Origin of the sequence: Paenibacillus sp. Root444D2 (assembly GCF_001426375.1) — a bacterium.
Classification (GTDB): domain Bacteria; phylum Bacillota; class Bacilli; order Paenibacillales; family NBRC-103111; genus Paenibacillus_E.
This window is the reverse complement of the sequence record NZ_LMEO01000004.1, coordinates 154,618-166,741: the sequence shown is the minus strand read 5'-3', so window position 1 is coordinate 166,741 and position 12,124 is coordinate 154,618. Positions and strand designations below refer to the sequence as shown.

Annotated in this window: 10 protein-coding genes; 7 read left to right on the top strand and 3 right to left on the bottom strand. The window is 42.0% G+C overall.

What is annotated here, in order from left to right:
- Nucleotides 1–159: 159 nt before the first annotated feature.
- Nucleotides 160–369 carry a hypothetical protein gene (locus ASD40_RS04295; RefSeq protein ID WP_057302104.1) on the bottom strand — a complete coding sequence of 70 codons (210 nt, stop codon included), beginning with the start codon at nt 367–369 and terminating at the stop codon, nt 160–162.
- Between the two features lie 141 nt (nt 370–510).
- Between ASD40_RS04295 and ASD40_RS04290 the strand changes: the two genes are divergently transcribed.
- Both ASD40_RS04290 and ASD40_RS04285 read left to right on the top strand, forming a co-directional pair.
- Entirely contained in the window at nt 511–1,236 is a 726-nt protein-coding gene (locus tag ASD40_RS04290) for an AAA family ATPase (protein ID WP_057302096.1), read from the top strand.
- Between the two features lie 185 nt (nt 1,237–1,421).
- Nucleotides 1,422–2,429, top strand: a complete 1,008-nt coding sequence (locus tag ASD40_RS04285) for a DUF3231 family protein (RefSeq protein ID WP_057302095.1) — start codon at nt 1,422–1,424, stop codon at nt 2,427–2,429.
- Nucleotides 2,430–2,657: 228 nt separating this feature from the next.
- On the opposite strand, the gene ASD40_RS04280 is transcribed toward ASD40_RS04285, so the two are convergent.
- The gene (locus tag ASD40_RS04280; protein WP_057302094.1) at nt 2,658–3,062 is read right to left on the bottom strand and encodes a CBS domain-containing protein; all 405 of its coding nucleotides are present in this window, start codon (nt 3,060–3,062) and stop codon (nt 2,658–2,660) included.
- Between the two features lie 111 nt (nt 3,063–3,173).
- Nucleotides 3,174–3,341, bottom strand: a complete 168-nt coding sequence (locus ASD40_RS37010; RefSeq protein WP_156389894.1) for a hypothetical protein — start codon at nt 3,339–3,341, stop codon at nt 3,174–3,176.
- A gap of 424 nt (nt 3,342–3,765) precedes the next feature.
- On the opposite strand from ASD40_RS37010, the gene ASD40_RS04270 reads away from it, so the two are divergent.
- The 5 genes from ASD40_RS04270 (at nt 3,766) to ASD40_RS04245 (ending at nt 12,040) form a co-directional block, all read left to right on the top strand.
- Nucleotides 3,766–5,949, top strand: coding sequence for a family 78 glycoside hydrolase catalytic domain (locus tag ASD40_RS04270; protein ID WP_057302092.1), 2,184 nt, complete (start codon nt 3,766–3,768; stop codon nt 5,947–5,949).
- 35 nt (nt 5,950–5,984) lie between these two features.
- Entirely contained in the window at nt 5,985–8,237 is a 2,253-nt protein-coding gene (locus tag ASD40_RS04265) for a helix-turn-helix domain-containing protein (protein ID WP_057302091.1), read from the top strand.
- Between the two features lie 236 nt (nt 8,238–8,473).
- Nucleotides 8,474–9,364 (top strand): ABC transporter permease, encoded by an 891-nt coding sequence (locus tag ASD40_RS04255; protein ID WP_082562059.1) that lies wholly within the window; start codon nt 8,474–8,476, stop codon nt 9,362–9,364.
- Between the two features lie 15 nt (nt 9,365–9,379).
- Complete coding sequence (locus ASD40_RS04250) at nt 9,380–10,255, top strand: carbohydrate ABC transporter permease (protein ID WP_057302088.1); 876 nt, start codon at nt 9,380–9,382, stop codon at nt 10,253–10,255.
- Between the two features lie 114 nt (nt 10,256–10,369).
- On the top strand, nt 10,370–12,040 hold the full coding sequence (locus ASD40_RS04245; RefSeq protein ID WP_057302087.1) for an extracellular solute-binding protein: 1,671 nt from the start codon (nt 10,370–10,372) through the stop codon (nt 12,038–12,040).
- Nucleotides 12,041–12,124: the final 84 nt, after the last annotated feature.

Below are 12,124 nucleotides of genomic sequence, written 5' to 3'. Positions count from 1 at the left end.
CCGCATGCTCATGATTGAAGAACATCGGAAAGCCGTATGAGGGAAAACTTCATGTACGGTTTGATGAGGAGGGGCTGAATATTCAGCCCTTTACTCTAGTTCAAGTATTGGGAGCTTGCGTGAAATATCATTGGCTTGTTTATCCCGGTCTTTTCTTTTTTACGTTTCAGCACGAAATAGGGTTCCATCATCACGGAAGTAATAGGCGATATCATCCGTTCTCGTGCTCAGTCTCACTGATTTATTAGTGAACTTTTCGATGATTCCGCGATCTACTTCGCAGTAAACACCGTCAGCGTCCGTTTGCCACACGGAAACCGGAGTTTGTGATAATGCTGCGGTAAATAGATCTGCATCGGATTCCAGCATCTTAGGCACTAGCTCGACCTCACCTTCGGAAGGTCAATTGCGACCAGAGTATATGTAATAGCTTATCATGTAATAACGGCGGTTATGTTAAAATAACAACATAGACTAGGCTCATGAATGTTTTGTTTGGAGTTGAAATTAATGTACTTACGAAGCCTTGAGATTCTGAGGAATGATCATACGGATCCGAAAACTTATCCATTTTCTATACCTGCTGTGAAATCTTTAAAGTCACTTTCTTTTCGAACGAATGTCACCTTTCTTGTTGGGGAGAATGGTTCGGGTAAATCAACGCTCCTTGAAGCAATTGCTTATCAAAGCGGGTTTAATACGGCTGGTGGAGGGAAGAACAACTATTATGATGTAGAGGCTTCGCATTCCATTCTGGGGGATCATCTTCGTCTTTCATGGATGCCTAAAATCATGAATGGCTTTTTCCTAAGAGCAGAGACTTTTTATCACTTTGCTTCCCATTTGGATACGTTGCCCGAAAGCCTGCAGTATTACGGTGGTCGTTCTTTACATGAGCAATCGCATGGTGAAGCGTTTCTTTCTCTTTTTAAACATCGTTTTGGAAAAAAGGCGATTTACCTTCTCGACGAACCTGAGGCGGCTTTATCCCCTGCAAGGCAATTGGCATTAATGCGTGTTATCAAGGATTTAGAGAAAGAAGCTCAGTTCATCATTGCAACGCATTCTCCGATACTTCTCGGATTTCCAGATGCACAGATTATTAACTTTGATGTTCATCCCATAGAGGAAATTAGATATGAGGACACGTTACATTACATCATCACAAGACGGTTTCTTGAAAACAGAAAGACGGTCTTGCAGGAGCTATTTTCCGATTCCGATGATAACAATTAACGAAAAACTTTACTTTAACAGAAGCTGCTATGACGCGGCTTCTTTTTTTCTCGCTAAAGAAACGGCACTTTAATACTAAATCACGAAGTTGGAGGGAATAATAGCCACAACAAATTGTGGGGGACTTGGGAATTTAAATTGAGTTAATGGAAAAGAATAATCATTAAAACAAGGGAGTATAGCCAATGAATTCAAACCATGTACCATTGACGTCATCAGAAATAGGGAACTTGTGGATGACTTATCAAGAAAAAACAATGTTATTGAGATTCTTAGAGTATTTCCTTGAACACGTTGAGAATGAAGAAATTCAACAAATCTTAAAGTCAACTTACGATTCATCGGAACAAATTGTAGAATCCATAATAACTATTTTCCAACAAGAAGGAGCCGTTATTCCACTTGGCTTTACAGCGAACGACGTTAATAAAGGAGTTCCTAAGTTATTTGATTATCTATATGAACCTATGTTTTTACATATGATAAGTAAGATTGAGGCTAGCCTTTTTGCAATGCACTCGACGATGTCCTATCGTAAAGATATAAGACAATTATTTAAGCAATTAACAGCAAACGCACAAGAGATGTTTGACCAATGTACAGAGTTTCTTTTAGATAAAGGGGTTCTTGCCCGCCCGCCTTTTATGACAATGCCCAAAGAAGTTACCTTTGTTAAAGATAATAATTATTTATCAGGGTTTAATTTGTTAAGGGAAACAAGATCATTAAATGCAATTGAAATATCCCTTATACATCATGCTATTGAAACAAACCTTGTAGGCATGCAATTAATGATTGGATTCGCTCAAGTGGCAAATGATAAACATGTCAAAGAATATTTTGTTGAAGGAATGAAATTGTCAAAGGACATTGAAACCACTCTAGGTGAATTTTTACGTCAAGATTACATAGAGCCGCCGGCTACTCCCGGAGGGAAAGCGACGAATTCTACTGTTGCTCCATTTTCGGATAAGTTAATGATGTATATCACTAACTTGTTAGGATCATTTAGTATTGGGAGCAATGCGCTTGGTGGAGCTTTTAGCTTACGAAGTGATTTGCTGTTAACGATGGCTCGACTTACTCAGAAAATTGTACCCTTTGTCAAAGACGGTGGAGAACTAATGATCAAACACGGTTGGATGGAGGAACCACCACAAGTAGAAGATAGAAAACAACTAACTAAATCATGATAGAAAAATGTTATGCGTTCTTTACTAACGAAGAGCAATGCTCAATAACACATCTAGGCTGCCGCAATTTAATTGGGCAGCTTGTTCTGTTAACAGACAATTTAACACAATAAACGTTTATTTGGGATTGATTGTTAATTAGGAAATTTATGGAGGCTATAAAAGGGGAAAGGTTATTGCTTGGCCAAGTCAATCCTCATGGAACTTGAATCAGGGGCACTGGGTTCATCAATCGGTAATATTTCTCATATAGTATTCAATAATATCTTTTCGACGAATAATGCCTATGAAAATATTGTCATCATCAACAACCGGAACAAAATTTTGATCTGCTGCTAACGCCAGCATATCTTCCATGTGTGCATGAATTGAAACGGACTCATTATGAATATGCTTCTCGATTTCGCTCACGGGCACTTGATGGATATTATCAAAATGAATCCCAGGTGTATTCTTTAACGTCCACAATAGGTCACCTTCCGACAATGTGCCTACATATTTCCCGTCACTATCAACTAGGGGAAGTGCTGTGTAATAGTGATTTTCTAATTCTTCTAAGGCTTCCTGCATGGAAGCAGACGATGTGATAAAGGCAACCTTCTCTTTGGGTAATAGAAAAGAGGCTATTTTCATAGTTATTAACTCCTTTTCTCTCAAATTTCAATTAACTATATGTTCATTAAAACATAAATGTCTTACAAAGGCATTGAAAGATGTTACCATTTTAACAAGTAACACCAGTATTTAATAAAAGATTTCATCCAAAACCTGCGTTAGCCTAACCAGATCCTCCCTAATATCCCGACAAGACCTACTGATCATATTCAACTCTCTCCAGCCTTCCTCAATCTCGGCAATCATCAGGTCAATATCTCCATTAGTGATTTTTCTTTCCTCCATATTGGTCAGCATTTCGATGCTCCTTTAATCATGTTAATTGTTTCAATAGTATAAGTTTCGTTATGCAGTTCACGAATGAGGGTGTAGAAGACAGTCCAATTATGAACGGCAGCTAAACGGACAAATTGTGATTGCATGTCAAGAAATATTGGAGTTCATGCCGGTGTACCATCGAGCTCCTGAAATGTTGACTTTGGCTTCTGAAACCCATATTGTGGAATCGGAAGCATAAAGAGATGGATGTAGCTGAATCAGAGACGCATCGCGAGGATTTGCAGCATCATGACGGTTCTTTTTTATTTGAGAATATTGTTGATCGAGGGAAAATGAACGATTGTTCTCCTCACTTTTCAGTTGTACAGTTGGATCGCAGGAGAATTTTAGTTCTTCTGTTCAACTACAAATATTCGAATTCAATTTTAGGGGAGAGATAAGATTGTCTAAGCATTGGCAAGCACGTTGGATAACGGATACCCCGTTTAGATCGATGGAACCATTGGATCTATTTCATAAAGAAATGGATGCTGCTGAATCAGAGACGCATCGTGAGGATTTGCAGCATCATCATTGGCTTGTAAGGACCACATTTAATCTGGAGTCTATTGATCTTGTTTCCTTATATATGGACATTACAGCGGACGATTACTACAAGCTATACCTGAACGGCCGGTTTGTTGCTCAGGGCCCGGCTCAAAACGATGCTGGCCATTATTATTATAATCGGATGGATGTTAGTCCCTTTCTTCAAGAGGGGAACAATGTCATCGCTGTCCATGTATATTACCAAGGACTAGTTAATCGGGCATATAACAGCGGCGATTACAGGCAGGGGCTTATCGCAGAGCTGACAACGGGTGACCGTGTTCTCGTTAAAACCGATGAGACTTGGCGAGCTAAACGGGCAGAAGAATTCCTGAAAGGGGAGACTTTTGGCTATTTGACGCAATTTGCCGAGCATATCGATGCCAGAAAGTCGGAAAAAGGCTGGAAGGATCTTTCCTTTGATGACTCCGCTTGGCTTCCCGTCCAGACGAACGATCAAGCGGACTATACGCTTGTAGAGCAGCCGACACCGATATTATCGGTTTATGAGAAGCAGCCGCATAGCGTGGTAAGAAGGGCTCCCGGTCATTACTGGATTGATTTTGGCGAGGAAATCACTGGCCAGTTTACCATGGAGGCGGAAGGGGAAGCAGGCGCAGAAATCGAAATCCGCTGCGGTGAAGAACTGGAAGAAGATGGACAAGCGGTCAGATTTAACATGCGCTGCAACTGTACTTATCAAGATCGCTGGACGCTATCCGGGGATAAAGATAAATTGGACCTTTACGATTACAAAGGCTTTCGATACGTGGAAGTGTTCGGCCCTGAACAAGCGATTCGTCCGGATTCGTTCCAAGCGATCGTCAGACACTATCCTTTTAATGAAGAAAGCTGTCGTTTTGAAAGCTCGGATGACTTGATGAACCAAATTTTTCAAATATGTAAAAACGGAGTCAAATACGGTTCCCAAGAAAACTTTGTTGACTGTCCGACCCGTGAGAAAGGACAATACTTGGGCGATAATACGGTAATTGGGCATGCTCACATGCTCCTCAGCGGCGATCTACGATTGTATAAGAAGGCAATTGAGCAATTTGCTCTTAGTTCCTCTACGTGCCCTGGTCTCATGTCAGTAGTTCCAGGAAACTTTATGCAAGAGATTGCTGACTTTTCACTTCAGTGGCCGCTGCAATTACTGGAATATTATCGATACAGCGGGGATCTCACCTTTTTGCGGGACATGTATCCTTATGCCGAGGAACTGCTCCGTCATTTTCAAGCCTACGATCGTGGCGATGGATTGTTACATGAAATCACTGATAAATGGAATTTGGTTGATTGGCCGAAGGAACTGCGCGATGAATACGATTTTGAACTAACGAAGCCGATAGGTCCCGGTTGCCATAACGTGGTTAATGCGTTTTATCTTGGCTGCATCCAAGCAGTGAATGAGATACGTGATTTGCTTGGGATTTCTTACGAGGATGATCTTTCACGGCTAAAAAAACGCTTCATCGAAGTTTTTTATGATCCGACCCACCGTTTATTTACAGATGCAGAGGGAAGCAGTCATCATGCGCTGCATGCCAATGTGCTGCCATTGCTCTTTAATCTGGCTCCGGAGGAATCCATTCCATCTATCGTAGATCAAATTCGCGAGAAAAGATTTTCGTGCGGCGTGTACTTTTCCTATTTTGTCTTAAAAGCTTTGGCGAGGGTTGGAGAACATTCGTTGATATATGAGCTTATGAGCTCAGAAGAAGAACATTCATGGGGAAATATGCTGAAAGAAGGCGCTACGACTTGTTTTGAGGCCTGGGGGAAAGAACAGAAATGGAATACCAGTCTCTGTCACCCTTGGGCAAGTGCTCCGGTACCGTTGCTGATCGAGGAAATCATCGGACTGAAACCTTCCAAACCGGGGTGGAAGGAAATTTCATTTTCACCAAAAATTCCGGCACAATGGGAGCATTTTACGCTGGAAGTCCGCGTCCCTTCTGGAATGATTCGTCTTGCATACAACCATGGACAGTGGGCCCACGATTTTCCGCAACAGGTACAGGTGATCCGAGACTGACCATAAAAAATATTTGTGGAAAAGGAGAATAAACGATGATAAAGAATATCTCGCTGAATAAGACATGGTTTCGTCGTCTCCTATTTTCCTATGTAACGATTTTCCTTTTTATCGTGCCTCTCCTCATGTTTATCCTATTGATGGCATTCAGTGAATTGTCGCGAAAAACCGCAGTCGAATCGAATAAAATTTTCACCAAGCAAGTGCTCCAATCCGTAGACAATCAGATGAAGTTGATCGATAACACGATCACGAATGAGATTGCCAGCGATGATACGCTATTGGGTTTTTTTAATCCTGCCTTGCGCAGCGATCGATATTATTCGGGCTATATGTCGTCTGTAAAAGTGAAAAGTCTCATGGCAACGATGCCTCTCATCGATTCGATCTATTTATACAGGCTATCGGACGATACGGTGCAGACACCATACTCCGTTTCCAAGCTAGCTGCATTTAACGATAAACAATTGATTGTGGAAGCATTAAAACAATCCGGGCTAAATTATCAATGGACAAATGTGCGGAAAGGTTACACGGAGCAAGGCGAACCTTCCGAATTCGTATCGTTAGTGCGATATGTCCCATTGAATTCCGGTAATGACGGTCTAATCGTTGTCAATGTGCAGCTTCAAGCGATTGCCCATTTTGTTCAAACACTGACAACAGAAAATTCCAATCATCTCAGCCTTTATGACCGCAAGGGTACGCCTATTTATGGTGATAGTCATGGGAACGATTCCCTAATGACGGAGATGCGCTCCGATTATTCCGAATGGGCCATTTCCAGCAGTGTGGCGAATGGTAATTTGTTTCGTCTTGTCTCCGCGATATCTAAATATTGGATATTCGTTTGTGCAGTTTTCTTTTTTATCGGCGTTGTATGGATTGTTGTGGTTACCCGACGAAACTATAAGCCTGTAGAAACGATCATACAGCGTATCCAATTATTCTCCCAGCAAAAAAGCGCCGAACTGTTCCGTAAAGGCAATCAAGATGAATTTAAGTTTATCGATACCGCCTTGGTGAATTTGATGGAGCAGTCAAATGCCTATCAGAAGCAGCATGAGGAAGATTTGGTTTTTAAGCGAAAGCATTTCTTTTTCGAATGGATGGAAGGGAATCGGCCCTTGAAGGATGAAGAGTGGCAGCAGGAGATGGAGAGCCTCGGAATGCCTTGCGCTTTTGACTCGCTATGTGTTAGTGTGCTCGAAATTAATAAATACAGTAAATTCGCTAGTCTTTATTCCGATCATGATCAAAATTTACTTAAATTCGTTTTGTGTAGCGTAGTAAAGGAAATTGCAATTGGCCGAAATGTAACCATATGGACCGAGTGGACGTCCAAGGATCAATTGACTTTGCTGCATTTGGTCCAGAACGTTTCGTCGGAAAGTAAGCCCGAGCAGATAGCGAGTGATATAGCGAATGACCTGATGCAATGGGTGAAGACCAACCTTGATTTCAATATTACAATGGGCATAGGTTCAGGCGTCGATCGGATAGAGCTTGTACATTACGCGTACGTCGAAGCCTTGGAAGCACTTCAATACAAACCTTCACTAGGTGAGGATAGTGTGATCTGTTATTGGCAGATTAAGCTCGAGGGCAAGCAACAGTCGCTCGATCTGCTCGAATATATCCGTGAGATTGCCTTTTCATTACGAACGGGGGAAGGCGATTGGCAGGGCAGCTTCGCACAACTTTTCGATGGCATTCGAGCCGGTCTGTATGCGCGTAAGGAATTGGACAACTTAATGAGCTACATGATATTTTTTCTTGATAAGGAGTTTACGGACCTACCAGTGGATGTGCAAAAAATATGGGCAAACGGCGTGCAGGATAAACTGCAAAAAGCGGTAGACGACTGGGACACCGTGGACGAACTACAGCAAATGTTGAGAAGTGTTCTTACGGAAACAACTGAAGCAATCGCGACGCTGCGTGAGATGAGCAGCAATTATATGCTTATCCGCAAAATTAAGTTGTATATGGAGGAGCATTACCAGAATCCGGATCTATCATTGCTTCATTTAAGCGATGTGTTCCATGTGCATATGAAAAGCATCAGTCGTACGTTTAAAGAAGAAATTGGCGAGAATTTTATTGATTATTTGACGCGAATTCGTACGGAACACGCGAAAGAGCTTTTGGTTCAAACCGAACATTCCATACAAGAGATTACGGTCAGAATCGGATATCTGCATCCGAACACGTTCATTCGATCATTTAAAAAGCTGGTTGGTCAAACCCCAGGAGACTTTCGGAAGACTGCTCAAGTGAAATCATAAAGATGAACTTTGTTGATTGGTGTTTTTTTGTTGATTAATAGGATTTGGATTGCGATAGAATCGGATTCACTGGTGAAAAAGCCAGGGAGAACGGTTCTTTTTTTATTTGAGAATATTGTTGATCGAGGGAAAATGAACGATTGTTCTACCTCACTTTTCAGTTGTACAGTTGGATCGCAGGCTACAACAAAGAAAGAGGGAACGATATGAAAGCAATAGACCGAAGGGGAATCGACATGAAGAGATTAAGGGAGAATATGCCACTTCTCCTTATGTTCATACCCGTCATTTTATTTTACTTAATTTTCAAATACGCGCCGATGGCTGGGCTGATCATTGCTTTTAAAGATTATAACTTTTTTGATGGGGTGTTTCGCAGTCCTTGGGTTGGATTTGAACATTTTCAAAAGCTGTTCAGTAACCCAAATTCGTTAAAAATTATCCGAAACACGCTTCTACTTAGCAGTCTAAATATATTCGTGGGGTTTCCGTTTCCGATTCTATTAGCTATTCTTTTGAACGAAGTGCGAAAAATGTGGTTCAAGAAGATCGTTCAAACACTTGTTTATTTACCTTACTTTTATTCATGGATTATTGTCGGTGGGATCGTCTTTAGTATTTTCGGAATCGAAGGAAGCTGGTTAAGTCAGTGGATGACCTTCTTTAATGTTGAACCATTTCCATTCTTATACAATATCAAATCATGGATTACCATCTTTGTTGGTGCAGGAATATGGAAGGATATGGGTTTTAATGCCATTATCTATTTGGCGGCAATGACGACAATCGATCCCTCACTTTACGAGTCAGCAAGTATGGATGGCGCTAATAAATGGAAACAGATTATTCATATTACGATTCCCGGAATTGCACCGACCATGATTTTGCTCTTTATACTTTCCATGGGGCGTGTGATGGAAGTCGGATTCGACCCCATTTACGTCTTGCAAAATGCTGCGGTGAACGACGTTTCGGATGTCATTAGCACGTATATTTATCGCGTTGGACTGCAAGGCGCGCAATTCAGCTTAACTACAGCAATGGGTATGTTTGAATCTATCGTTGCATTAATTTTGCTGCTTTCTGTCAACTGGATTGCACGTCGTTTTCAGAAGGGTCTATTTTAGAGAGGAGGAATCGTGATGCGTGCATCCAATGGAGATAAAATCTTTTACATCATGAACTATATCGTATTAGCCTTAATTGCCTGCTCTAGCTTGTTTCCACTTCTTCATTTGATTGCGCTTTCCATTAGTAGTTCATCCGCCATTGAAACCGGGAAAGTAAATCTTTGGCCTATCGGCTTCACCTGGGAAACATTTAATGTTTTGATCAAGGGAACACCGCTTATCCGATCATTCAGCAACAGTGCTTTGATCACGTTGGTAGGTGTTACGTTATGTATGCTCACCACGATTATGGCCGCATATCCCTTATCACGTCCCAACTTTTATGCACGACGCTTCTTTACGCTTTCGATGATCTTTACGATGATCTTTACGGGTGGCATTATCCCTACTTTCCTGGTCATCCAAAGTCTGGGACTGGTTAACTCCTATTGGGCGCTATGGTTACCGGGTTTAGTAAGTACGTATAACATGTTGCTTTTACGCACGTACTTCGAGAACATCCCGTCTGAAATTGACGATGCGGCGCGTATGGATGGCTGCAGTGAAGTACGTCTTCTACTTCAAGTTGTATTGCCCATTTCTATGCCTGTTCTCGCGACATTAACGCTTTTTTATGGTGTTGCGTACTGGAATATCTTTATGAGTATGCTGATTTACATCAACGATACCGATAAGCACAACTTAACCGTACTCGTACAGCAAATGATTCAAAGCCAGAGCGTGCTGCAGCAAAGCATGGCGGTGCAGCCTGACGATCAGGTTCATGTGGTGGAGGAAGGAATTAAAGCTGCAGGCGTGATCGTCATGATTACCCCGATGTTGGTGGTTTATCCATTTTTGCAAAAATACTTTGTCAAAGGCGTTATGCTTGGTTCCGTGAAAGGCTAAGGGAAGCATGAGGGCGATAAGGAGGTGGTGTTACAAAGAGAAATATGGTTCCCAAAGATTCGATGAGGTAAGCTTAAGCAAGCAAATAACGAATTCAAAAGGGGTTTATCAAACATGAAAAAATGGTTTGCGACATCACTAACGATGGCATTATCGACTTCAATGGTTCTAACGGCATGCAGTACGAAATCTACCGTACAACCGAGTCCATCTGCTAATTCAACAACTCCAACAGCAGCAACAACTCCAGCCAAGAAAGGGGATATCTCCGTATCGGTTTATGACCGTGGAAGTATTCCTGCTGCAGAAGGAACATTAGAAGATAATCGTTGGACAAAATTTATTAATGAAAACGGCCCTGCGAATGTCAAATATGTGCCAATTCCACGCAACGATGCGGCACAAAAATTCAATGTACTGTTTGCTTCGGGATCGGCGCCTGACATTATTAACGAGTTTGATCCGAATATACTAAACCCGCTCATTGATCAGAAGCAGCTTATGCCGCTAAACGACCTGATCGACAAGAACAGTGTTGAATATAAGAAGGTGCTTCAGGATTATCCCGCATTGAAGAAAGTAGCAACCAATCCCGACGGGAAGATGTACAAAATTGGACGGGTGCTAGAATCATTTCCAAGTTATGCGGTCTTTGTCCGTGCAGATTGGTTGAAAAAATTGAATCTGGACGTACCGAAAACGACCGAGGATCTGTATAAAGTAGCAAAAGCGTTTGCGGAGCAAGATCCTGACGGCAACGGAAAGAAGGACACATACGGAATGGCTTTGAGTTTTCGTTCGGAGTTTGCGATCGATATGATGTTCGGGAACCCTGTTGAGCTGTATGGTCTTGTAAACGATCAACCGAGCCGGGCATTTGAACATGCAAAATTGGCGACGGAATTCAAAAAACGCTTGTTTGATGAGGGGATAATCGATAAAGACTTCGTGAATGACAAAAATGGGGCAAAGGCCAAACAAGACTATTTGAATGGCAAGCTGGGCATTTTCCCGACGTTTGTAGGAAGTTGGTTCGATTCGACAGTAACCGATATACAAACCTTGAAAAAGGCTGTTCCAGATGCCGATGTGATCCCTATCGCACTGCCAAAAAGTCCAGTAGGCGAATTTATTCCGGATGTACAAAGTCCAGTGCAAATGACAACTGCGATTAATGCAAAGACGAAAGACCCGGTTGCAGCGATCAAATACATCGACTTCATCAATCGTGTCTCGACGGGTACCAGCCTGCTTTTCGGTGTGGAAGGTACGCATTATAAGAAGGATGCAAACGGATGTCCGCAAAACATCGACCCCAATAAAAGCAAGTCTGAAGTTAGCTGGGCGGGCGACTACGCTCAATCCTATTCCCGTTTGCTGCTAGGGAAGTGTTCGTTCTTCCAAAATCAATTCAATCCTGACATTCCAGAACAAAAAGCAGGACTGGATATGTTCAACAAAGCCGAGTCCTTATATCTCGATTCGACTAAAAAATACCGTTTCGTCACCTTGCAAGAGCTGATACCGTCTTTCCCCAAAGATATGCAAACGTCATTTAACACTGTCAAAAAGCAAATTACCGATACGTGGTTGAAATCAGTCTTGAGCGGGGATAAATACTCTGTGGAACAAGCCTACAAGGACGTTCAGACTTCATGGGATAAAGCGGGCGGCAAACAAATGGATGACTTCATAATCGAGTGGTATAGAACCAATAAGGACAGCAGTTTCATGATGAAAGATTTATGGGAGACCGTTGCCAAACAAGCACAAATGAAGAAATAAGCAACGCGCTTGTAATACACGATGGGGGCCGTTATCCGAATCTGCGGTCCTCAGCTTTATTTTATCCATGCATGAATACGAGGA